Consider the following 21618-nt stretch of genomic DNA (forward strand, 5'->3'; position numbering starts at 1 on the left):
CGATTGCATGAGCAACTCCACCGCGGAACCCGGCACCCCGGCCCTGTCGATCCGATCCCTGGGCAAGCGCTTCGGCGAAAAGGTCGCGGTCAACGGCATTTCCCTCGATGTCCCCGCCGGGTCGTTCTTCGGCCTGGTCGGACCCAACGGCGCCGGCAAGACCACCACGCTGTCCATGGCCACCGGGCTGCTGCGCCCCGACGCGGGCCAGGTGTGGCTGGCCGGGATCGACGTTTGGGCCGAACCGCTGAAGGCCAAGGCCGCCATGGGCGTGCTGGCCGACGGGGTGCGGCTCTTCGACAGGCTCTCCGGGCGCCAGCTGGTCACCTACTCCGGCCTGCTGCGCGGCATGGACCGCGCCACGGTCGCCGAACGCACCGTGGACCTGCTGCGCGTGCTGGATCTGGAGGACGCCGGGGCCAAGCTGGTGGTGGACTACTCCGCGGGCATGACCAAGAAGATCGCGCTGGCCACCGCGTTGATCCACTCCCCGCGGGTGCTGGTGCTCGACGAGCCCTTCGAGGCCGTGGACCCGGTCTCCGCGGCCAACATCCGCGAGATCCTCACCGACTACGTCGGCCACGGCGGCACCGTCATCGTCTCCTCGCACGTCATGGACCTGGTCCAGCGCATGTGCAGCCACGTGGCGGTCATCGCCGAGGGCAACCTGCTGGCCGCCGGCACCGTGGACCAGGTCCGCGGCGGGGTCTCCCTGGAGGAACGCTTCGTGCAATTGGTTGGCGGGCGCGGGAACAGCGAGGGCCTGTCATGGTTGCACACCTCCTGAGGTTGAAGCTGGCGCTGCTGCGCAACTCCTTCCGGCGCAGTCCCTGGCAGCTGGTGGGCGTGTGCATCGGCGGCCTCTACGGGCTGGGCATGGTCGTCTTCGCCGTCTCCGGCACGGCGTTGCTGGCCGATGCGGATCCCGCGCTGGCCAACACCATCCTCATCTGCGCGGTTTCGCTGATCACCCTGGGCTGGGCCATCGTCCCGCTGGTCTCCTTCGGCGTCGATTTGACCCTTGACCCGGCACGCTTCACCACCTTCACGATCTCCCGGCCCAGGCTGGCGACGGGCCTGCTGCTCTCGGGCTTCATCGGCGTCCCGGGGCTGCTGACGCTGCTGCTGCTCGGCGGCCAGTTCCTGGCCTGGCGCCGCGATCCGCCGGCCCTGCTCGCGGCGCTGGCCGGGGGAGTGGCAGGTGCCTTGATGTGCCTGGCGCTGGCGCGGCTGACCACCACCTCGATGGCCCGGCTGACCGGCTCGCGGCGCTTCCGCGACGTCGCCGGGATCATCACGATCATCCCGCTGATCCTGCTGGGCCCGATCATCGGCTCGGCGGCCGAGGGCATCGAGTCGGTGCTTGACTGGCTGCCGCGCCTGGCCGCGGTGCTGGGCTTCACCCCGCTGGGCGTTTTCGCGGCGCTGCCCGGGGACCTGGCCGCCGGGGCCTGGGGGCTGGGCGCGGCACGCCTGGTGCTGGGTCTGGCGTACCTGGGCGCGGTGATCTGGGCCTGGGAGCGCGGGCTGCACAAGTCCATGGAAAACCCGCTGGCGCCGCACACCGGCTCCAAGTCCGTGGGCATGGGCGCCTTCGGCATCTTCCCCGCCACCCCGCGCGGCGCGGTGGCCGCCCGCGCCCTGACCTACTGGCTCAAGGACCCCCGCTACGCCGCCTCCATCGTGGTAGTCCCGCTGATGCCGGTGCTGATCTGGTTCGCCTCGACCAACGCGGGGAACCCGCAGCTGATGCTGGTCCTGGGGCCGCTGCTGGGGATCCTGATGGCGTTCGCGATCTCCGCCGACGTCTCCTACGATTCCACCGCGTTCTCGTTGCACGTGCTCACCGGGGTGCGCGGGGTGGACGACCGGGCCGGGCGCGTGCTGGCCTGTGCCGTGTTCGCGCTGCCGGTGACACTGCTGGCAGCGATCCTGCCGCCGGTGTTCCTGGGCCGGGCGGACCTGATGCCGGCGATCCTGGGCATCTCGCTGTGCGGGCTGCTGGCCGGGCTCGGCGTGGCCTCGGTGGCCTCGGCGCGCTTCACCTATGCCGTCCCGCTGCCGGGGGAGAGCCCGTTCAAGACGCCCCCGGGCGCCGGTGCGCGGATGGCCGTGGTGCAATTGGCGACGTTCACGATCATGTCGGTGCTGCTGCTGCCTGCCCTGGGGTTGCTGGTTGCCCAGGTCCTCACGCACCAGGCGCTCTTCGGCTGGCTCGCCCTGGCGGTGGGCGTGGCCGAGGGCGCGGGGCTGCTGGTGGCCGGAATCCGCATCGGCGGGCGCTGGCTCGATGCCCGGGCACCGGAGCTGATGCAGGCGGTCGCGGCCAACCGCTGATGTGCCCCACGCGACCTGCCCCGGCACCCGGGATCGACCGACCCGGGGGATTCGCTTGTTAGACTGGAGGACATGAGCATGCCCCTAGATCCGTTCCGCAATGATCCCCGCACCACCTCCGGCGGCGGTGCCACCACCATCGAGCGCACCGAAGTGGCCCAGGAAGTCGAGGCCGGGGACCACGAACGCTTTGCGCACTATGTGCGCAAGGAAAAGATCATGGAGTCGGCGCTCTCCGGGGACCCCGTGATCGCCCTGTGCGGGAAGGTCTGGATTCCGGGCCGCGACCCGCAGAAGTTCCCCGTGTGCCCCGAGTGCAAGGAAATCTACGAGGGCCTCACCGGCGGCGGCGACAAGGACAAGAAGTAGTTCCTTCCACGCAACACGTCTTGACCCGAACCCGCCCGGGTGCGCCGGCACGCGCCCTGGCAGGGAAGATTCTTAGCGCCGTGGAGGTGTATGCATGACCGATACCTTGTTCTCACTTGCAGACAAGCTGCCCATGGAGGACCGGCTTCCTCCCGCCTACCCCGAACGGGCGGCCTGGGGCACCGGACCGAAGCTGCGTGCCTGGCAGGCGGAGGCGCTGGACAAGTACTTCACCGACAATCCGCGCGACTTCATGGCCGTGGCAACCCCCGGCGCAGGCAAGACCACCTTCGCACTGCGCCTGGCCAAGGTGCTGGTCGACGCGAAGACCATCAACCGCATCATCGTGGTTGCCCCCACCGACCACCTCAAGAAGCAGTGGGCCGACGCCGCGGGGCGCGTGGGCCTGGCCCTTGACCCGAACTTCAAGAACTCGGACGGCCGCCACGGCGCTGACTACATCGGCGTCGTGGTGACCTACGCCCAGGTCGCCTCCAAGCCGATGCTGCACCGGGCGAAGGTCGAGGCGGCCCGCACCCTGGTGATCCTCGACGAGATCCACCACGGCGGCGACGCCCTGTCCTGGGGCGAGGGCATCCGCGAGGCCTTCGAGCCGGCGACCCGCCGCCTGGCGCTGACCGGCACCCCGTTCCGCTCGGACACCGCGGCGATTCCCTTCGTCGAATACGCCGAGGGTACCGACGGCATCCGCCGCTCCAGGGCCGACTACACCTACGGCTACGGCCAGGCGCTGCGCGACCACGTGGTGCGCCCGGTGCTGTTCATGGCCTACTCCGGGTACATGCGCTGGAAGACCAGCGGCGGCGAGGAGATGGAAGCCCAGCTCGGAGAGGGCTTCACCAAGGACATCACCGCCCACGCCTGGCGCACCGCGCTGGACCCGGCGGGCGACTGGATCCCCTCGGTGCTCCAGGCCGCCGACAAGCGCCTGACCCAGGTCCGCCGCACCGTGCCCGACGCCGGCGCGCTGGTGATCGCCACCGACCACGAGGACGCGCGCGGCTACGCCGAGCAGCTGGAGAAGATCTGCGGGCAGAAGGTCACGGTGATCCTCTCCGACGACGCCGGCGCCTCGAAGAAGATCGACGAGTTCTCCGCCGGGGACTCGCGCTGGATGGTCGCGGTGCGCATGGTGTCCGAAGGCGTGGACGTGCCCCGGCTCTGCGTCGGGGTCTACGCCACCTCGACCTCCACCCCGCTGTTCTTCGCCCAGGCCATCGGCCGCTACGTGCGAAGCCGCAAGCGCGGGGAGGTCGCCTCGATCTTCCTGCCCTCGGTGCCGATCCTGATGGCCCTGGCCAACGAGATGGAGACCGAGCGGGACCACGCGCTGGACCGCCCCGAGAAGCACTTCCAGGACCCGGACTACAACCCCGAGGACGAGCTTGTCGCCGCGGCCAACCGCGAGGAGAAGGCCAGCGACGAGCTGAACAAGCAGAAGTTCGAGGCGCTGAACTCCAACGCCTCCTTCGACAGGGTGCTCTTCGACGGCGGCGAGTTCGGCACCGGCGGCGCCGTGGGCTCCGAGGAGGAAGAGGACTTCCTGGGCATCCCGGGGCTGCTGGACGCCGACCAGGTGGGTGTGCTGCTGCGCCAGCGCCAGGCCGAGCAGGTCTCGCGGCGCAAGGTGCGCAAGGCGCACGAGGAGAGTGCCGAGGCCCCGGTGATGGACCACCGGGCGCTGATGGAGATGCGCTCGACGCTGTCCAAGAACGTTTCGGCGTGGAGCGCGCGCACCGGGACCCCGCACGGTGTCATCCACACCAAGCTGCGCGAGGTCTGCGGTGGGCCCGCGGTGGCCCAGGCCAACGCCGAGCAGCTGCAGACGCGGCTGAACAAGCTGCAGGGCTGGTTCATCGGCAAGAAGTAGCCGGACGCCTCCCCGCCGTTGTGCGGCGGAATCCGGCGCGGGGACGAAGCAGGCGCGGTGCCTGGCCGGGGGAATCCGGACAGGCACCGCGCCTTTTCGCGTAGGGGGCGGTCAGCCGAGGGTCAGCACGGTCACGCCCGCGGCGCGCAGCTGCTCGAAGACCGCGTCGTTGTTCTGCGGGTGCACCGCGGCGGTGAGCGGGGCGATGACGGTGGTCTCGAAACCCTGGGTGCGGGCGTCGAGCGCCGTGGCCCGCACACAGTGGTCGGTGGCGATTCCCGCCACGTCCAGGGAGGTGATGCCGTGTTCGCGCAGCCAATCGCCCAGCAGCGGCCCGGACTCGTCCTCCACGGGCGCACCCTCGAGGGCCAGCCGGCCCTCGAAACCGGAATATGCCGCGGAGAAGCGGCCCTTGCGGAACGCCGCATGCAGGTGGGCCGTGGCCGGGGCGAGGTTGGGGTGCAACGCCGCACCGGGGGTTTCCGCCACGCAGTGCACGGGCCAGGAGTCGACGAAATCGGGTGCCTCGGAAAAATGGCTTCCCGGGTCGATGTGCCAGTCCTGGGTGGCGACAAGCACCGCGTACCTCTGGTGCCGCGCGGCCACCAGCTCGGCGATGGCCGTTGCCACGGCGGCCCCGCCGGCCACGGCCAGCGTTCCGCCCTCGCAGAAGTCGTTCTGCACATCGACGATGATCAGGGCACGCGTCGAGGCGATTTCCGGTGTGCTGGTTGGTTCGCTCATGGGGGTGCTTCTCCTCGTGGTCAGTTTTCGTCGATGAAACGTGTGGGGATCACCGGTTCGCCGCGCTGCAGCCGCCGCGAGCTGCCGGGCATCTCCAGGATCGAGTCGCGGTGGCGTTTCGCCGCGCGGCGCACGCCGGCGGCGCCGGTGAATGCCTCGTCGATCCGGCCCCCGGCCACGAATTGTTCCAGCAGCGCGCGGTCGTTGGCGTCGGTTGCGGGCACCTCGCCCACTCCGATGAGTTCCTCGGTGGCCCGGCCGCGTTCGTTGAGCCGGCGCACCGCGTACTTGCGTCCGCCCACCGAGACCTTGTTCTTCGCGGCCTTGGCGACGTCGACGAAGTTTCCGGCGTCGTCGTGGCGGGAGACCAGCTTGTAAACCATCGAGGCGGTGGGGTGCCCGGAGCCGGTGACCAGCGAGGTGCCCACGCCGTACGCGTCGACCGGGGCGGAGCCCAGGGCGGCAATCGCGTATTCGTCCAGGTCCGAGGTGACCATGATGCGGGTGTTCTCGTTGCCCAGGTCATCGAGCAGGGTGCGGACCCAGCGGGCCTGCTCGACCAGGTCCCCGGAGTCCAGGCGCACCGCGCCCAGCTCGGGCCCGGCGACCTCCACGGCGGTGCGCACCCCGGCCTCCACGTCGTAGGTGTCAACCAGCAGCGTGGTGCCGGCGCCCATGGAGGCGACCTGGGCCTCGAAGGCGGCCCGCTCGGTGTCGTGCAGCAACGTGAAGGAGTGGGCGGCGGTGCCCACGGTCTTGATCCCGTAGCGGTGCCCGGCCTCGAGGTTCGAGGTCGCCTCGAACCCGGCGATGACCGAGGCGCGGGCAGCGGCCACCGCGGATTCCTCGTGGGTGCGCCGCGAACCCATCTCGATGCACGGGCGGGTGCCGGCCGAGGCGATCATGCGCGAGGCCGCCGAGGCGATGGCGGAGTCGTGGTTCAGCGCCGAGAGGATGAAGGTTTCCAGCACGCAGGCCTCGGCGAACGTCGACTCGACGATCATCACGGGGGAGTAGGGGAAGTAGATTTCCCCCTCGGCATAGCCGTACACGTTTCCACTGAACTTGAAGTCCTGGAGGTACTTGATCGTTGTGGCGTCAACGACCTTGGTGTCGGACAGGAACCGCAGCTGCTCATCGTCGAAGCGGAACTCCTTGATGCCCTCCAGGACCCGGCCGGTGCCGGCGACCACGCCGTAGCGCCGGCCCTCGGGCAGGCGGCGGGCAAAGGCCTCGAAAACGCTGGGGCGGTGCGCGGCCCCGGAGTGCAGGGACGCCTGCAGCATCGTCAATTCGTAGTGGTCGGTAAACAGTGAGGTGGGCTGCTGCCACATGGCCGGTGGGCTCCTCGCGATGGGTATCGGGGGTGAAGTATGTGTGTTCGGGTGGTTCGCACCGGCGTCGGGAGCCTGGGCGCCGCGGCCCGCCCCGCCGCAGGTGGCGGCGGAATGGGCCGGCAACGGCGGTGCAAACGTTAGTAGATACTCTAGACCCGGCATCGGCCCGCAGCCGCCTTCGGGTCCGCCCGGCGCGCTCCGTCGCTGGGTGCCCGTTGCCCGAACCGCCGAACGCTGGCCCGGTTCGCTTACGTGCCGCACCGTCGTAGAATGGGAGGTATGCCAACCATGACTGCGATGCCCGATGTGCTTGAGCACGTGGAGCAGGCACAAGCACACGAACTGGACCAGCCCTACATCCTGATCATCTGGAACGACCCGGTCAACCTGATGAGCTACGTCAGTTTTGTCTTCCGCTCCTACTTCGGGTACTCCGAGTCCAAGGCGGAGAAACTGATGATGCAGGTCCACCAGGAGGGCCGCAGCGTCGTTGCCACCGGCAACCGCGAAAAGATCGAGGCCGACGTGTCGGCGATGCACGGCTTCGGCCTGTGGGCCACCTTGTCGAAGGCGGACGCAGCCTAACCGTGGCACGAGCATTCAAGAACACCATGCGCGGGTATTCCGCCTCCCTGGAAACCGCCGAACGCCGACTGCTGCGTGGCCTGTTCCAGGACGTCATCACCCTGCTTGAGCCCGAGCGCGCCGCGGACGAGGACCCGCTGTGGGCCATGGTCGGGTTGGACCCCAACGCGCACCGCGCGGACTTCGCGGCCCCGACCGACCCCGCCACCAAGCGCCTGCTGCCGGATGCGGACCCGGACGATGCCGATGCGTCGCTGGAATTCCGCAGGCTCTCCGAACGCGGAATCCGCGAACGCAAGATCGGGGCGCTGCGCGAGGCGGCGCTGTTGATGGAATCCGGGTCCATCCTGCTGAGCGAAGAGACGGCCCCGCGCTTCGCCGCCGCGGTCAACGACGTGCGCCTGGTGGTGGCCGAGCGGCTGGGCCTTCAGAGCGAGGAAGACGCCGAGCGGATCCACGCGCAGAACGACTGGTCGAAGGCCGAAACCCCCGACGAATACCTGGCGCTGGTGTACAACTTCGTCACCTGGCTGCAGGAATCCCTGATGCAGGCCATGCTCAAGTCCTTGTGAGCTGGGATACAGTGTGTCGCGCTTGCTGGCCGTTCGCGCGCAAAACCACGTAGGCTTCGTACACCATGACAAGTGTGTCCTCCAGCGATAAGCGACCATCCGAGCGGCCCCGGGCAAACGCCCCGTTGGGAATCTTCGACTCCGGAGTCGGCGGCCTGACCGTTTCACGCGCCATCATCGACCAGCTTCCCGGTGAATCGACGATGTACGTCGGGGACACCGCGAACTCCCCCTACGGGCCCCTTCCCATTGCCGAGGTCCGCGCCAACGCGCTGGGAGTGATGGACGAACTGGTCGACGCCGGGGTCAAGCTGCTGGTCATCGCCTGCAACTCCGCCTCCGCCGCGGTGCTGCGCGACGCCCGCGAACGCTACACCGCCCGCTACGGCATCCCCGTGGTCGAGGTCATCCAGCCCGCGGTCCGCCGCGCCGTCTCCGCCACCCGCAACGGCAAGATCGGGGTCATCGGCACCCAGGCCACGGTCGGCTCGCGCGCCTACGAGGACGCCTTCGCCGCGGCCCCGCACTACTCGATCACCTCGGTGGCATGCCCGCGCTTCGTCGAGTTCGTCGAGAACGGCATCACCACCGGCAAGGAGCTGATGGACACCGCCGAGGAGTACCTGGCCCCGCTCAAGGCCGCCGGCGTGGACACGCTGGTGCTGGGCTGCACGCACTACCCGCTGCTGACCGGGGTGATCTCCTACGTCATGGGCGAGGACGTGACCCTGGTCTCCAGCGCCGAGGAGACCGCGAAGGACGTCTACCGCGCGCTGGTGGGCCATGGCCTGGCCCGCACCGCCGAGGCGGCCCCCACGCACCAGTTCCTCGCCACCGGCGATGCGGCAAGCTTTGAGATCCTGGCCCGACGCTTCCTGGGGCCCGAGGTTCTCGCGGTCGAGCAGGTCGATCACGTGGCCGCCCACTACCCGACCGGCTCCATCGCGATGGTTACCCCGCAGATGGTGGCCCTTTCGAAAGCGAGTGCCTCATGAAGCTGACCATCATCGGCTGCACCGGCTCGTTCCCCGGCCCGGGGTCGCCCGCCTCCTGCTACCTGGTCACCGCGTTCGACGGCGAACGCGACTGGAAGATCCTGCTGGATTTGGGCTCCGGCGCGCTGGGCGTGCTGCAGCGCTATGCCGACATCAAGGACCTGGACGGGATCTTCATCTCCCACCTGCACCCGGACCACTGCATGGATTTGTGCGGCATGCACGTGGCGATCCGCTGGGATCCGAACGGCTGGGGCCGCGAGCGGATGCTGGTGCACGGCCCGGCGGCCACCGCCGACCGCATGGCGACCGCCTACGGGCTGCCGCTGGAGGAGGGCATGCACCCGGACTACGACTTCCAGCACTGGAAATCCCGCCAACCGGTGAAGATCGGCCCGTTCTCCATCACCCCCTACCCGGTGCTGCACCCCATCGAGGAGTCCTACGCCCTGCGCGTGGAGGCCACCGAGCCGGTCGCCGACGGGTCGCTGCGCACTTCCGTGCTGACCTATTCGGGCGACACCGATTCCTGCCCCGAACTCATCGAGGCGGCCGCCGGCGCGGACATGTTCCTGTGCGAGGCCGCGTTCGAGGAGGGCCGCGACGACGCGATCACCGGCGTGCACCTGACCGGCAAGCGCGCCGGGCAGGCCGCCACAGAGGCCGGGGTCGAGCGCCTGCTGCTGACCCACATCCCGGTGTGGACCGACATCAACACCGTGGTCAACGAGGCCAAAGAGGTCTACTCCGGCGGCATCGCCGTGGCGGTCTCCGGGGTCACCTACGGGGTGTTCTCCGGCTCGCAGCTGGGCACCCCGAAGTCGCTGCCCACCGCGCCGGTGTCCATCGTGCGTTCGGCGCCGAACCGCGAATGGCCCGGGACCAAGGCCAAGAGCCCGCGCAGGTAGCCGCGGGGGCGGGCTTGCGCGGCGAAGTGCCGCACACCAATGGCCGCAGCGGCACGCATCGACCGCCGAGGGCCGCGCGCCGACTAGACTTGAAGCCATGACTTCAGCATCCACCATTCCAGCAGTGCGCGCCGACGGGCGCGGCGTCGACCAACTCCGTGAGATCACCATTACCCGTGGCTGGTCCAAGCAGGCCGAGGGCTCGGCCCTGATCGAATTCGGCAACACCAAGGTGCTGTGCACCGCCTCCTTCACCGAGGGCGTGCCGCGCTGGCTCAAGGGCCAGGGCGCCGGCTGGGTCACCGCCGAGTACGCGATGCTGCCGCGGGCCACCAACACCCGCAACGGCCGCGAGTCGGTCAAGGGCAAGATCGGCGGCCGCACCCACGAGATCTCGCGCTTGATCGGCCGCTCGCTGCGCGCCGTCATCGACACCAAGGCGCTGGGCGAAAACACCATCGTGCTTGACTGCGACGTGCTGCAGGCCGACGGCGGCACCCGCACCGCGGCGATCACCGGCGCCTACGTCGCGCTGGCCGAGGCCATCGAATGGGCCCGGGCCAACAACCTGGTGAAGAAGAACGCGAAGGTGCTCACCGACTCGGTGGCAGCGATCTCCGTGGGCATCATCGACGGGGTCCCGATGCTGGATCTTCCCTACGAGGAGGACGTGCGCGCCGAGACCGACATGAACGTCGTGGTCACCGGCACCGGCGACTTCGTCGAGGTGCAGGGCACCGCCGAGGGCGTCCCGTTCAAGCGCGCCGAACTGGACTCCCTGCTTGACCTGGCCCTGGTGGGCACCACGGAGCTGGCACTGATCCAGCGCGAAACCCTGGGGCTCTGAGCATGGGCGCCACCCCGCGGCTGGTGCTGGCCACCCACAACCAGGGCAAGCTGCGCGAGTTGCGCGAGCTGCTGCGCGGGCAGGTACCCGGGCTGGACGTTGACACGCAGGTCGTCGATGCCGGAGCCGTCGGTGCGCCGGATGTCGTCGAGGACCAGGTGACCTTCCAGGGCAACGCCCTGCTCAAGGCCCGCGCGGTGTGCGAGGCGACCGGGCTGGTGGCCATCGCCGACGACTCGGGCCTTTCGGTCGACGTGCTCGGCGGGGCGCCGGGGATCTTCTCCGCGCGTTGGGCCGGGAAGCACGGCGACGACGAGGCCAACATCGACCTGCTGCTGGCCCAGCTCGGAGACATCGCCGACGAGCACCGCGGGGCCTCCTTCGTGTGCGCCGCGGCGCTGGCCACCCCGGACGGCCATGTCGCCGTGGAGATGGGGCGCCTGGCCGGCACGCTGCTGCACGAGCGCCGGGGGAACGGCGGCTTCGGCTACGACCCGATCCTGAGTCCCGACGGCTACGTGATCTCCGTGGCGGAGCTGACCGGCGAGGAAAAGAACGCGATCAGCCACCGCGGGCGCGCATTCCGCGGCCTGCTGCCACAGATCGTCAAGGCGCTGGGGGACCAGGACGCCGCGTAGGCGCCGACTCGCTGGCGGCCCGGCGCCGGGGGCGGACTTCTTCCGGCATCGTGCCGCCGGGAGGGCCGCCCCTCGCGGCGCCCGGGCTGCCGATCGTGCGATGCGGTCCGGCCGCCCCGGGCCAACGGCGGCCCAGCGCATAGAGTGGAAGCAAGACAAACCTACCGAGAACGAACGGAGCAAGAGTGGACACCTTTATCAAGGGGCCGTCAAAGCGCGATGTTGCGGGCATGAAGGCCGCCTTCGCACTGGTTGGGAGCACGGAGGTGGTGTCCGTCCTGTTCAAGAATGCGCGTTACGGCAACTTCCTGGTCACCGGGGCCGCGCACCTGACCGTGCTCGATGACCTGATGGTCGGCGGGCTGAACGCCGCGGCCGCGGCCAAGGCGACCAAGTCCGCGGAGGGTGAGCCGCTGCGGCAGCGCCAGCCGGACTCGGACGTCCGCGCCTTCCCTGCGGTATTCGAGGGGGACTTCGACCCGACGCCGATTGCCGCGGACAAGGTGGCGCACGGCGACCTGGTTGTCGCTTCGTTCACGCAGGCGCCCTACGGCGACTTCGTGGTCACCGGCGTGGCCACCGCGGCCGAGGGCGATGCCGCCTATCTCATGGTCGGGCCGTGGATCCTTCACTCCGCCGATGGACCTGCACCGCGGTTGAACGAAGTGGAGCTGGTGGCCGCTGCCGGCGGCCACATCGCGCCGGTCCCGCCGCGCCGCGGACAGGTGGACTTCGAGTAGTCGCCTCGGTTTCTCGCCGCTGCCCCGTGAACGACCCTGCACCAGGAACGACCCTGCGCGTCCATCCAATCCGGATCGGACGCGCAGGGTCGTTGCCATTGGTGGCCTAGAACAGGGGCGGGTTGGGAGTGCGCCAGTAGGTGTTGCGTCTCGGTTTTTGCTCGGGGTCCATGAACTTGGGCAGGATGACGGAGAAGAGCCCGTCGTCGTCGCGCACGACATCGATGAGCCCGGTGTGCCTGGCATGGTGGTGCCCCGAACAGAAGGGCCGCCCATCGTTGACCCTCGTGGTTCCGCCGTTTGCCCATTCGTCGTCATGGTCGATCTCGCAATGCTCCGGGGGCACGGTGCAGCCGGGCATGATGCAGCCGCCGTAGATCCCCAGGATGATCTCGCGCATGTAGTCGGGGAAGAAGCGCTCCTCCTGGCCGAGGTCCAGGATCTGGGATTTGCCGCCCATGACCGCGGGCACGACCCCGCCGTTGCACAGGCCCTGGCGCAGTTCCGCCGGGGTGAGTTTCTGGCCGCGGGAGGTGATGCCGTGCGTGTCGGCCAGCCCGCGCAGCTCGTCCAGGGTGGCGATGACCAGTGTCTTGGGGGAGGGCAGGCCGATGGTCTTCTTCCCGGTGCGTGGTTGGCCCGCCGCCCTGATCAAGTTCAGCAGTCCCTGCAGATGTCGTTGCGGAGGGGTGAGCCCGTCGCCTCCATAGGCGGTGGAGTTCATGCTTCCCGGATCGAATAGCCCGTTCCGGGTGCCTGCACCGTTGCCGTTGCCGTTGCTGCCGTTGGTTCCGGTTGCGTTGGTGAACAGATTGGCGAGGATGCCGGGGCTCTTGGGATCCAGCGACAGCTTCTGGATGGCGGCTGGATCGGTGAGCGGTGCGCCGGTGGCGGGGTCGGTGAGGAAATCGGGGAAACCAGCACCCGGACCGGCGTGTTCTGCGGTGCCGGACAGACCGTCGGAGCCATCGATGCCGGTGTCGGCAGCGTCGGCGACATCTGTATCCGCACCCGTGCCGGTGGTTGCCAGGGCCTGGGCGAGCAGCCCGTCGCGGTCCCCGGCCTTGGTCCTGGGGTTGTCGGTGCTGGCGCACAGGGCCAGCAGGGCCTCGGTGTCCCGCGGCAAGGTGCGCAGCAGGAATTCACCCAGCCCGCCGGTGGTGCCGCGGTAGAACAGCCCGGTCCGTGTGCGCAGAACCTCCTCGGGGAGATCCTCGGGTCCATTCTCGAGGGATGTTTGGATCCCGGCCAGCAGCTTCGCGGTGGTGCGGGGATCCTGGGTGCGCACGGACTCGGCGACCTGGTCCTCGAGCGTCCCCGCCAGGGCGGCGGCGTCGGGGTGCCGTTCGATCTGTGGGACGAGGGACTCGAGCTTGCGGGCTGCGGCGCCGATCTGGCCGGGGTCGGCGGTCCCGTCGGCCAGATCCCGAGCCAAGACGGGGAAGCGTGCCGGGGCCAACCGGCCGTGGACATCGGTGCCGGGCAGCAGCCTGTCGATGGACTTGACCCGTTCGCGGGCCTCGAAGAAGGAAATGTGCAGGAAGCCGGAGAGGAATTCGGTGGTGTCCTTGAAGACCGGCCGGCCGGTGGGGACCGTGGCCGGATCCTCCGGAAGCACCGTGGTGCCCGCGAGGTATCCGGCCGGGTCCCGGTGGATGGCGGCGAGGTCATCGAACGTGGCCTCGGGAAGTTCGTGGACCAGGGTGCGCCGGGCGGTCTCGGCGGCCAACAGCCGGGCGTGGGCGGCGGTGCGGTGCCCATCTTCGGCCGCCCGGGCGAACAGGGCGGCGTGGACCGGGGAGCTGGTGTGTGCGGCGACGCGCCGCGAAAGGTCGCGGGCCAGTGCCTGGACCTCGAGCAGGGCGCGTAGTTCATCATCCGGCGACACCTGGTGTCCCGGGGCGCCGCGGGTGCCCGCGGTGAGTTCGATGAACCGGTCCGTTTCCATGTCCACCAGCATGCGCCGAAGCGGGGTGCCGCGGGGGCGGAGGAAGGAATCTGTGGATAACTATTTTCCGGGAGCGGGAATCCGCCGGGCCAGGCGTGTGGAGCCGAGGCCGTGGTCGATGCGGGCCACGCTCAGGCGTCGCGGCCGTCCCGCGGTCCGAACACGGTCAGTGCCTCGGCGTCGCTCGCCGCGGAACCGATGAAGTACTCGGCCCATTTCCGGCGGCCAGGGTAGCTCGAGGCGGCAACCACCTGCGCGATGGCCTCCTCGACGTCGATGATGCTGCGGTGCAGGGACACGGCGCCGTCGCGCAGCAGCGCCCAGTGGCCGCCCGCCCGGCCGTAGGGCATTCCCACGCTGCCGGGATTGACGACCAGGCGGCGGTCCACCAGCCGCACGAAGGGCATGTGGGTGTGCCCGCAGACCACGGTCCGGACCTCGTCGGGCAGCTCGGCGAAGGCCTCGGCCCAGCGCTCCAGCCGGGTGTCCACCAGCACGACCTCCTCGTCGTCGCGCGGGGTGCCGTGGCAGAACACCACGGGGCCGAAGCCCTCCAGCTCGAGGGTGACCGGATGCGGCAGCTGCTCCAGCATCGTGATGTGCTCCGGGCCCAGCTGCGCGGCCGCCCAGGGGACGACCTCGTCGGGAACCTCGATCGAGGCGCCCCGGGCGACGGCCGCCAGCTCGCGGTCCGCGTTGCCGCGCACCAGCACGGCCCGGTCGCCCAGGACCGCCAGCCGGTCCAGGACCTCGACGGGTTGCGGCCCGGCGGCGTGGTCCCCGGTGATGACGATGAGGTCGGCGGCCGCGACCGCGGGCTCGGCCAGGACCGCCTCGAGCACCGGCAGCACGCCGTGGATGTCGGACAGGACGGCGACGGAACGGATCATTCCTTGAGTATGCCGAGGTGGCGGGTTCAGGGCAATGGGTTCCGGTGCCGGTCTTCCGGGGTGGCCTGGATCGCCGGGTGCACGCGCAGGAATTCATCTTCCGCGGCGTAGTCGGTGAAGGGTGTGAAGCGGGGGTCATCGTCTGCCGGGCGGTGGGCCGGGTCGGCCAGCAACCAATCGAGCTCGGCCCCCACGGTTTGGGCGTAGCTGCCCACGGGCCGGTAGCCCAGGGCCACCGAAGCGCTGGTGTCCAGGACGATGGGAGGGAAGAAGTTCCACGGGTGGTCTCCCAGGCACGGGGCCCGGTCATCGTCAAGCAGGATTTCATCCCAGTGGTGGCCGAGGTGGGCGGCGATGGTGCGGGCGATCTGAAGGCCGGTGGGTGCGTCGGGGTCGGCGCTGTTCAGGATCCGGGTGCCGGGGTTTGCCGCGACGACCTCGATGAGCGCGGCGGTGTTGGCCGCGGCGGTGGTGTGGTCGGCCCCGCGGCCGGCGTTGGCCAGGAAGAGTGCGGGCCGGCGGTCGAGGATGCGCTTGAGGAACACCCATTCGCGCGGGTTGGATGCCCCGGCGCCATGGACCTTCGAGGGACGGATGACGGTGACCGGCGCCCCGCTGTCCAGCAATACCTGCTCGGCGGCGACCTTGTTGGAGCCGTAGCCCTCGCGGGATTGGTGGGTGCCGTGTCCCGGGGCCATCGTGGGGTTGGTTTCCTTGATGGGAGCGTCGAACCGCGGGGCAACCTCGGAGTTGACGTGGTTGCCGCTGGCGTCCACGTAGACGGCCTTGCTGGAGAGCATCACCGTCGAATCGAGGCGGGGCAGGTGTGTGAGCAATTGGGTTGCGTGCGCGGCGGTGTAGCAGGCGGCATCGACCAGCAGCTCGGCACCGGGGCCGATGGCGTCGGCCAGCGCGTGGTCGTCGTACCTGTCCGAGGCGATGAATCGGGCGCCGGCAGCGGCCAGCGGCGCGGGCAGCTTGGCGGGGTGGCGGCCGGTGACATTGACCGACCAGCCGGCGGCCAGCAGGTGCCCGGCGGTGGCCAGCCCGAGCACCCCGGTGCCGCCCAGGATGATGGCGCGCTTCATGCGCCGGCGGGTTCGGCGGGAGTCCCCGATTCCGGGGCCTCGGTGGCCGGCGCCTTCCCGGTGCGGCCCCAATGCTCCATGGCCGCCGCGAGGTGCGCGGGGGCGAGCATGAACATCGGTTCCAGTTCCTCCCAGCCCGGTTCCTTGACGCTGCGGCTGTACTCGGCGTGGGTGGCGCCGATGGGCAGCGCCTCGTCGAGCCCGGTGCCTTCGCCCATGAGGGAAAGGTGGTAGATCCAGGTGCAGCCGTCGGCCTCCCGGTGCCGGAAGGTGGTCTCGAAGGCGGCGCGTTCGGCGGGGATGGACTCCAGTGCCTCGTCGTAGCGATCGTGCAGGACATCCATCCACTGCGTGAACCCGTCCTCCTGCCCCTCGCGGATGCGCGAGCGGCTCAGCTCCAGGCGCAGCCCGGGCGGCACCGAGGCAGGCATCGGGTGGCCGGGGAAGTCGCGGGGTTCGGGACGGAACGGGGTGTGGGGTTACTGGTTCTCCATGGTGCCATCCTGCCACCGGGTCTCAGGCTCCGGGCCGCTCGGCACGCCCGCCGGAGGCCGCTGCCAGGCGGTGAACCACGGCATGGACATCGACAGGGCCATGAAGGGCACGAAGCCCGCGGCGGGCCGGGGTGGGGGCATGGAACGGCCCGGTGCCCCCGATGAAGGGGACACCGGCCCGTGGCCCGGCGCGCTAGGCGTCGAGCAGCTGGCGCAGCACGTATTGCAGGATGCCGCCGTGGCGGTAGTACGCCTCCTCCGCCGGGGTGTCGATGCGCACGGCCATGGTGATCTCGCGCGTGGCGTCGCCGTCGGCAACGGACACGGTGACCTCGTCGGGCAGCTTCTCGGTGCCCGCCAGCCCGGAGACCGAGAAGACCTCCTCGCCGGTGAGCCCGAGGGACTCGGCGGTCTCGCCGTCGCGGAACTGCAGCGGAAGCACGCCCATGCCGATCAGGTTGGAGCGGTGGATCCGCTCGTAGGAGGTGGCCAGCACGGCCTTGACCCCCAGCAGCAGCGTGCCCTTGGCGGCCCAGTCGCGGGAGGAGCCGGAGCCGTAGTCGGACCCGGCCAGCACCACCAACGGGGTGCCTTCGCGCAGGTACGCGCTCGAGGCGTCGAAGATGGTCGTGGTCTCGGTGCCCGGCAGGTGCCGGGTGAAGCCGCCCTCGACGCCCGGGACCAGCTTGTTGCGCAGCCGCACGTTGGCGAAGGTGCCGCGGATCATCACGTGGTGGTTGCCGCGCCGCGAGCCGTAGGAGTTGAAGTCGGCCGGGGCCACTCCCTTGGACAGCAGGTACGCCCCGGCGGGGGAGTCCTTGCGGATCGCGCCGGCCGGGGAGATGTGGTCGGTGGTGACCGAATCGCCCAGGTTCACCAGCACCCGCGCGCCGCTGATGTCCTTGATGGGCTCGGGCACCGGGCCCACGCCGTCGAAGTACGGCGGTGACTGCACGTAGGTGGAGGAATCGTCCCAGGCGAACTGGTCGCCCTCGGGGATGAGCATGGAACGCCAGTTCTCATCCCCGTGGTAGACGTCCGCGTATCCCTTGGTGAACATCGAGGCCTCGAGGTTGGCGTCGACCACGGCCTTGATTTCCGCGCTCGTGGGCCAGATGTCCCGCAGGTACACCGGGTTGCCCCCGGTGTCGTCGCCGAGGGAGTCGTTGAGCAAATCCACGTGCATCGACCCGGCCAGCGCGTAGGCGATGACCAGCGGCGGGGAGGCCAGGAAGTTCATCTTCACCTCCCCGTGGATCCGGCCCTCGAAGTTCCTGTTGCCCGAGAGCACCGAGGCGACCGAGAGGTCGTGGGAGTTCACCGCCTCGCTGATTTCCGGGATCAGCGGGCCGGAGTTGCCGATGCAGGTGGTGCAGCCGTAGCCGACCAGGTTGAAGCCCAGGGTTTCCAGGTAGGGGGTCAGCCCGGAGCGGTTGTAGTAGTCGGTGACCACGCGGGATCCCGGTGCCAGGGTCGTCTTGACCCAGGGCTTGGAGCGCAGCCCCTTCTCCACCGCCTTCTTCGCCAGCAGTGCCGCCCCGAGCATCACGGTGGGGTTGGAGGTGTTGGTGCAGGAGGTGATGGCGGCGATCACGACCGAGCCGTGGTCCAGTGTCTCGGTCTTTCCCCCGAGGTGGATCTTGGTCGGCTTGGACGGCCAGGTGATGGCCGGTTCCTCGCCGGTGTAGTCGTGCGGGGGCTCGTCGCGTTCGATCCGGGAGCTGATCGCGACCGGGTCGCTGGCGGGGAAGGATTCGGCCGAGGCGTCGTCCAGCCCGCCGGCGATGGCTTCCTCGTGGGTGTCCCCGGCCAGCAGCCGGCGCACCGCGCCCTGGGCGGCGGCCAGCGGGATGCGGTCCTGCGGGCGCTTGGGCCCGGCCAGCGAGGGGGCCACGGTGCCCAGATCCAGTTCGACGACCTGGCTGAAGTCCGGAACGTGCTCCGGATCGTGCCAGAGTCCCTGTTCCTTGGCGTAGGCCTCGACCAGCTTGACCTGGTGCTCCGCACGTCCGGTGAGCCGCAGGTAGTCCAGGGTCTCGGCGTCGATCGGGAACAGGGCACCGGTGGAACCGTACTCGGGGGACATGTTCCCCAGCGTGGCGCGGGTGGCCAGCGGGACGTTGGCGACCCCGGGGCCGAAGAAGTCCACGAACTTGCCCACCACGCGGATCTTGCGCAGCAGTTCGGCGACGGTGAGCACCAGGTCGGTGGCGGTGGTGCCCTCGGGCAGTTCGCCGGTGAGCTTGAGCCCGACGACCTGCGGGATCAGCAGGCTCATGGGCTGTCCGAGCATCGCGGCCTCGGCCTCGATGCCGCCCACGCCCCAGCCCAGCACGCCCAGGCCGTTGACCATCGGGGTGTGCGAGTCGGTGCCGACCAGCGTGTCCGGGTAGGCCGCGGTGCCGTCGGGCCCCTCGCGGGTGAACACCACCCGGGAAAGGTACTCGAGGTTGACCTGGTGGCAGATCCCGGTGTCCGGCGGGACCACCAGGAAGTCGTCGAAGGAGTGCTGGGCCCAGCGCAGCAGCTGGTAGCGCTCCTGGTTGCGCTTGAACTCGTAGCCGGCGTTGACGGAAAACGCGTCGGAGCGGGCGAAGACGTCGGCGATCACCGAGTGGTCGATGACCAGCTCGGCCGGGATCAGCGGGTTGACCTTTTTCGCGTCCCCGCCCAGGGCGGTCATGGCGTCGCGCATGGCGACCAGGTCCACCACGCAGGGCACCCCGGTGAAGTCCTGCATCAGCACGCGGGCGGGGGTGTACTGGATCTCGCTGGCTGCCTCGGCGGCCGGGTCCCAGGAAGCCAGCGCATTGATCTGGTCCTTGGTGACCAGCCGTCCGTCCTCGTTGCGCAGCAGGTTTTCGAGCAGCACCTTGAGGCTGTAGGGCAGGCGTGCGGAGTTTTCGACGGCATCGATCCGGTGGATCTGGTAGCTTTGCCCGTCGACGTCAAGGGTTGAGCGGGAATTGAAGGAGTTCGTGGGCATTGAAGCGCGGTCCTCTCACATGGGGGTCCACCCGGGGGCTGCCGGCGACCGGCGCGGCGGGTGCTTGGAAAACGGCAGGAAGCGGGGCTTGGCGCGATCCACACCTCCGATCAGACGTGCCGTGCCGCCGGGGGAAAAATCGGCGGGTTGCCCGGGTGCTCGGCCGGGTGTCAGCTCTTTTCAACCTACCGCCAGAACAAGCAATTGAACATGGCTGGGGTTCGCGTGCCGGACCGAAGCGGGGCAAGCGTGAATCCGGTGCTTGACCGCCGCATCCACGAAGGGCCATCCTTGGGCAAGAGGATTCGCCTTCCGGGATAAGAGGACGCATGAAGAAGTTTTCGCTCACTGCCATGGCCCGCACCCAGATGCAGCTTGCCGCGACGGCCTCCAGCGGACGCAGCGCCAACACGGTTTTCGGCGGGCACGAGCACACGCTGCGCCAGACGGTGATCGGCCTGGCCGCGGGGACGGAACTGAAGGAACACATCAACCCCGGGGAGGCGACGATCATGGTGCTCAGCGGGCGGATCAGGCTGACCTCGGGCCAGGAGCACTGGGAGGGGCGGACCGGGGACCTGCTGGTGCTGCCGGCCGGGTACTCGCAGATCACCGCGCTGGAGGAATCGGGGTTGCTGCTGAACGTGGCCAAGATCGACCGGCTGGAAGCGGCAGGAAACGACTGAGCCCCGATTCGCGGGCGGACTGTTTCCGCTGCCGGCATCCTTCCACGGGCGCGGGTGGCCGTGGAAGACTGGCGCCATGAAGATGCTGCCCGACACCTGGTCGGTTTCTCCCTTGGTCCGCCTTGATTTCACCGACCAGGCCGCCTGGGGGCGCCTGCTTGAGGCCGTGGGGCGAGCGAGCGAGGAAGGGTTTCTGGCGAACCTGTCCATCGTCGACGATCCGGCATTCGACGGGGCGGCCCCGCAGCTCCTGCGCGCGGCCGTCGTTCCCAACCGGTTTGGCCCGACGGTTTTCTTCGCCGCCGACCGGCGCAGCCTGGCCGACCGCGGGTACCCGGTCTTGGTGATCGACCTGATGGAGGGGCGTCCGGAATTCCGTTGCGTCGCCTCGGAGTTGTGGGCGGTGGAGAGCAACCTGAACATCGCCAACCTGGATTGGGAGGATTTCGTGCGCGCTTCCGACGCGTCAGGGGTCTTTAGGGGATTCGCGTAGCCGTGCGACCAGGACCGCCGCGGTTGCGCGTGGCCGCGCGCGTGAGGCCTTGGACACATTGGGCCTGCGGGCCCGGTGGATTTCCAGCCCGTTAAGAGACACTGATGGGTAATGACTACTTTGATTGCGCTACAGGCCGCGACCGCCGATCCCTCCGGCGGAAGCCTGATCACCCGATTCGCCGACTGGGCGGTGCACCTGATGGAGGTCATCGGGGCGCCCGGCGCCGCGCTGGCCATCGCGCTGGAGAACCTGTTCCCGCCGCTGCCCTCCGAAGTCATCTTGCCGCTGGCCGGTTTCACCGCCAGCCGCGGGTCCTTCTCGCTGTTCGAGGCGCTGCTGTGGACCACGATCGGGTCGATCTTCGGCGCCTACGCGCTGTACTGGGTGGGCCGGGCGCTGGGCCGGACGCGCACCCGGGCGATCTTCGGCTGGCTGCCGCTGGTTGACCTGGAAGACGTGGACAAGGTCGAGGGCTGGTTTGACCGCAACGGCTCCAAGGCCGTGTTCTTCGGCCGGATGATCCCGATCTTCCGCTCGCTGATCTCCATCCCCGCCGGCGTCACGAAGATGAACCAGGCCAGGTTCCTGGGCCTGACCGCGGCCGGGTCGTTGATCTGGAACTCCATCTTCGTGCTCTCCGGGTACTACCTGGGGGAGAACTGGCACATCGTCGAGACCTATGCCGACGTCTTCCAGAAGATCGTGATCGTGGTAGTCGCCGCGCTGATCGTGCTCTGGGCCGTGCTGAAGATCCGCAAGTCGCGGGCGAAGAAGAGCGCTGCCCTGCAGGACGCGGACGCAGCCAAGTAGCCGCACCGCCCCACCGAGCCCCGGGCCCGGTCGCATGTCCCTGGCACCCCGAAAGGAAAGCCAAGGACGTGCGGCCGGGCTTTTTTGCGGCCCGGGGGGAGGTGGCGTCCCCTCGGCTATGCGGTTGCCGCTGATTGCGGGGCTTTCCCTGTGACTGAAGGTCAACGTGTGGATGGCCCGGTGGCAGAGGTCATGTTGAAGGCCGCGGCCGACATTGATGTCGGACATCTGCGGTAACCTTCAGGTAACCTCTTGCA

At 69.4% G+C, this 21618-nt stretch carries 21 protein-coding genes; 14 read left to right on the forward strand and 7 right to left on the reverse strand.

The window, feature by feature from the left end:
• Positions 1–7: 7 nt before the first annotated feature.
• The 4 genes from JOF46_RS10945 to JOF46_RS10960 all read left to right on the forward strand — a co-directional run bounded on the left by JOF46_RS10945 (position 8) and on the right by JOF46_RS10960 (position 4597).
• Complete coding sequence (locus tag JOF46_RS10945; RefSeq protein ID WP_209907309.1) at positions 8–787, forward strand: ABC transporter ATP-binding protein; 780 nt, start codon at positions 8–10, stop codon at positions 785–787.
• On the forward strand, positions 769–2337 hold the full coding sequence (locus JOF46_RS10950; protein ID WP_209907310.1) for a transporter: 1569 nt from the start codon (positions 769–771) through the stop codon (positions 2335–2337). The genes JOF46_RS10945 and JOF46_RS10950 overlap by 19 nt, the downstream gene beginning before the upstream one ends.
• Before the next feature lie 72 nt (positions 2338–2409).
• Positions 2410–2706: a DUF3039 domain-containing protein gene (locus JOF46_RS10955; protein WP_209907311.1), complete on the forward strand. Its 297-nt coding sequence runs from the start codon at positions 2410–2412 to the stop codon at positions 2704–2706.
• Between the two features lie 94 nt (positions 2707–2800).
• The gene (locus JOF46_RS10960; RefSeq protein WP_209907312.1) at positions 2801–4597 is read left to right on the forward strand and encodes a DEAD/DEAH box helicase; all 1797 of its coding nucleotides are present in this window, start codon (positions 2801–2803) and stop codon (positions 4595–4597) included.
• Positions 4598–4708: 111 nt separating this feature from the next.
• Here JOF46_RS10960 and JOF46_RS10965 read toward each other — a convergent pair whose 3' ends face one another.
• A complete protein-coding gene (locus tag JOF46_RS10965) occupies positions 4709–5341 on the reverse strand; it encodes an isochorismatase family protein (RefSeq protein ID WP_209907313.1) in 633 nt (210 codons plus the stop codon).
• A 20-nt stretch (positions 5342–5361) separates the two neighbouring features.
• Positions 5362–6675: a nicotinate phosphoribosyltransferase gene (locus tag JOF46_RS10970; RefSeq protein ID WP_209907314.1), complete on the reverse strand. Its 1314-nt coding sequence runs from the start codon at positions 6673–6675 to the stop codon at positions 5362–5364.
• Between the two features lie 291 nt (positions 6676–6966).
• On the opposite strand from JOF46_RS10970, the gene clpS reads away from it, so the two are divergent.
• From clpS to JOF46_RS11005, 7 genes are all read left to right on the forward strand, one after another.
• Entirely contained in the window at positions 6967–7263 is a 297-nt protein-coding gene (clpS, locus tag JOF46_RS10975) for an ATP-dependent Clp protease adapter ClpS (RefSeq protein ID WP_209911839.1), read from the forward strand.
• Positions 7264–7265: 2 nt separating this feature from the next.
• Entirely contained in the window at positions 7266–7835 is a 570-nt protein-coding gene (locus JOF46_RS10980) for a DUF2017 domain-containing protein (RefSeq protein WP_209907315.1), read from the forward strand.
• Between the two features lie 65 nt (positions 7836–7900).
• Positions 7901–8830: a glutamate racemase gene (gene murI, locus JOF46_RS10985; RefSeq protein ID WP_209907316.1), complete on the forward strand. Its 930-nt coding sequence runs from the start codon at positions 7901–7903 to the stop codon at positions 8828–8830.
• Complete coding sequence (locus tag JOF46_RS10990) at positions 8827–9738, forward strand: MBL fold metallo-hydrolase (RefSeq protein WP_209907317.1); 912 nt, start codon at positions 8827–8829, stop codon at positions 9736–9738. Before murI ends, JOF46_RS10990 begins: the two co-directional genes overlap by 4 nt.
• A gap of 97 nt (positions 9739–9835) precedes the next feature.
• On the forward strand, positions 9836–10585 hold the full coding sequence (rph, locus tag JOF46_RS10995) for a ribonuclease PH (RefSeq protein ID WP_245348093.1): 750 nt from the start codon (positions 9836–9838) through the stop codon (positions 10583–10585).
• Between the two features lie 2 nt (positions 10586–10587).
• Complete coding sequence (gene rdgB, locus JOF46_RS11000; RefSeq protein ID WP_209907318.1) at positions 10588–11223, forward strand: RdgB/HAM1 family non-canonical purine NTP pyrophosphatase; 636 nt, start codon at positions 10588–10590, stop codon at positions 11221–11223.
• Between the two features lie 185 nt (positions 11224–11408).
• Entirely contained in the window at positions 11409–11963 is a 555-nt protein-coding gene (locus tag JOF46_RS11005) for a hypothetical protein (RefSeq protein ID WP_113761934.1), read from the forward strand.
• A 106-nt stretch (positions 11964–12069) separates the two neighbouring features.
• On the opposite strand, the gene JOF46_RS11010 is transcribed toward JOF46_RS11005, so the two are convergent.
• The 5 genes from JOF46_RS11010 to acnA form a co-directional block, all read right to left on the reverse strand.
• On the reverse strand, positions 12070–13911 hold the full coding sequence (locus JOF46_RS11010; RefSeq protein ID WP_245348094.1) for an HNH endonuclease signature motif containing protein: 1842 nt from the start codon (positions 13909–13911) through the stop codon (positions 12070–12072).
• A 131-nt stretch (positions 13912–14042) separates the two neighbouring features.
• Positions 14043–14801 carry a metallophosphoesterase family protein gene (locus tag JOF46_RS11015; RefSeq protein WP_209907320.1) on the reverse strand — a complete coding sequence of 253 codons (759 nt, stop codon included), beginning with the start codon at positions 14799–14801 and terminating at the stop codon, positions 14043–14045.
• 26 nt (positions 14802–14827) lie between these two features.
• Positions 14828–15889: an NAD-dependent epimerase/dehydratase family protein gene (locus tag JOF46_RS11020; protein ID WP_209907321.1), complete on the reverse strand. Its 1062-nt coding sequence runs from the start codon at positions 15887–15889 to the stop codon at positions 14828–14830.
• Positions 15886–16320, reverse strand: a complete 435-nt coding sequence (locus JOF46_RS11025; RefSeq protein WP_209907322.1) for a DUF6176 family protein — start codon at positions 16318–16320, stop codon at positions 15886–15888. Before JOF46_RS11025 ends, JOF46_RS11020 begins: the two co-directional genes overlap by 4 nt.
• A gap of 256 nt (positions 16321–16576) precedes the next feature.
• Positions 16577–19369, reverse strand: coding sequence for an aconitate hydratase (gene acnA / locus JOF46_RS11030; protein WP_209907323.1), 2793 nt, complete (start codon positions 19367–19369; stop codon positions 16577–16579).
• Positions 19370–19698: 329 nt separating this feature from the next.
• On the opposite strand from acnA, the gene JOF46_RS11035 reads away from it, so the two are divergent.
• The 3 genes from JOF46_RS11035 to JOF46_RS11045 all read left to right on the forward strand — a co-directional run bounded on the left by JOF46_RS11035 (position 19699) and on the right by JOF46_RS11045 (position 21361).
• The gene (locus JOF46_RS11035; protein ID WP_209907324.1) at positions 19699–20055 is read left to right on the forward strand and encodes a cupin domain-containing protein; all 357 of its coding nucleotides are present in this window, start codon (positions 19699–19701) and stop codon (positions 20053–20055) included.
• A gap of 76 nt (positions 20056–20131) precedes the next feature.
• Positions 20132–20548 carry a DUF6924 domain-containing protein gene (locus tag JOF46_RS11040; protein WP_209907325.1) on the forward strand — a complete coding sequence of 139 codons (417 nt, stop codon included), beginning with the start codon at positions 20132–20134 and terminating at the stop codon, positions 20546–20548.
• A gap of 111 nt (positions 20549–20659) precedes the next feature.
• A complete protein-coding gene (locus JOF46_RS11045) occupies positions 20660–21361 on the forward strand; it encodes a DedA family protein (RefSeq protein ID WP_209907326.1) in 702 nt (233 codons plus the stop codon).
• The last annotated feature ends 257 nt before the right edge of the window (positions 21362–21618 follow it).

The sequence above is a fragment of the Paeniglutamicibacter psychrophenolicus genome, from assembly GCF_017876575.1.
Taxonomy (GTDB): domain Bacteria; phylum Actinomycetota; class Actinomycetes; order Actinomycetales; family Micrococcaceae; genus Paeniglutamicibacter; species Paeniglutamicibacter psychrophenolicus.

Coding starts and splice junctions, on each gene's coding strand:
- rdgB (WP_209907318.1), top strand. CDS start 10,588: ATGGGCGCCACCCCGCGGCTGGTGCTGGCCACCCACAACCAGGGCAAG.
- murI (WP_209907316.1), top strand. CDS start 7,901: ATGACAAGTGTGTCCTCCAGCGATAAGCGACCATCCGAGCGGCCCCGG.
- rph (WP_245348093.1), top strand. CDS start 9,836: ATGACTTCAGCATCCACCATTCCAGCAGTGCGCGCCGACGGGCGCGGC.
- JOF46_RS10965 (WP_209907313.1), bottom strand. CDS start 5,341: ATGAGCGAACCAACCAGCACACCGGAAATCGCCTCGACGCGTGCCCTG.
- JOF46_RS10970 (WP_209907314.1), bottom strand. CDS start 6,675: ATGTGGCAGCAGCCCACCTCACTGTTTACCGACCACTACGAATTGACG.
- clpS (WP_209911839.1), top strand. CDS start 6,967: ATGACTGCGATGCCCGATGTGCTTGAGCACGTGGAGCAGGCACAAGCA.
- JOF46_RS11045 (WP_209907326.1), top strand. CDS start 20,660: ATGACTACTTTGATTGCGCTACAGGCCGCGACCGCCGATCCCTCCGGC.
- JOF46_RS11010 (WP_245348094.1), bottom strand. CDS start 13,911: ATGGAAACGGACCGGTTCATCGAACTCACCGCGGGCACCCGCGGCGCC.
- acnA (WP_209907323.1), bottom strand. CDS start 19,369: ATGCCCACGAACTCCTTCAATTCCCGCTCAACCCTTGACGTCGACGGG.
- JOF46_RS10950 (WP_209907310.1), top strand. CDS start 769: ATGGTTGCACACCTCCTGAGGTTGAAGCTGGCGCTGCTGCGCAACTCC.
- JOF46_RS11020 (WP_209907321.1), bottom strand. CDS start 15,889: ATGAAGCGCGCCATCATCCTGGGCGGCACCGGGGTGCTCGGGCTGGCC.
- JOF46_RS11040 (WP_209907325.1), top strand. CDS start 20,132: ATGAAGATGCTGCCCGACACCTGGTCGGTTTCTCCCTTGGTCCGCCTT.
- JOF46_RS10990 (WP_209907317.1), top strand. CDS start 8,827: ATGAAGCTGACCATCATCGGCTGCACCGGCTCGTTCCCCGGCCCGGGG.
- JOF46_RS10960 (WP_209907312.1), top strand. CDS start 2,801: ATGACCGATACCTTGTTCTCACTTGCAGACAAGCTGCCCATGGAGGAC.
- JOF46_RS11025 (WP_209907322.1), bottom strand. CDS start 16,320: ATGCCTGCCTCGGTGCCGCCCGGGCTGCGCCTGGAGCTGAGCCGCTCG.
- JOF46_RS10945 (WP_209907309.1), top strand. CDS start 8: ATGAGCAACTCCACCGCGGAACCCGGCACCCCGGCCCTGTCGATCCGA.
- JOF46_RS11015 (WP_209907320.1), bottom strand. CDS start 14,801: ATGATCCGTTCCGTCGCCGTCCTGTCCGACATCCACGGCGTGCTGCCG.
- JOF46_RS10955 (WP_209907311.1), top strand. CDS start 2,410: ATGAGCATGCCCCTAGATCCGTTCCGCAATGATCCCCGCACCACCTCC.
- JOF46_RS11035 (WP_209907324.1), top strand. CDS start 19,699: ATGAAGAAGTTTTCGCTCACTGCCATGGCCCGCACCCAGATGCAGCTT.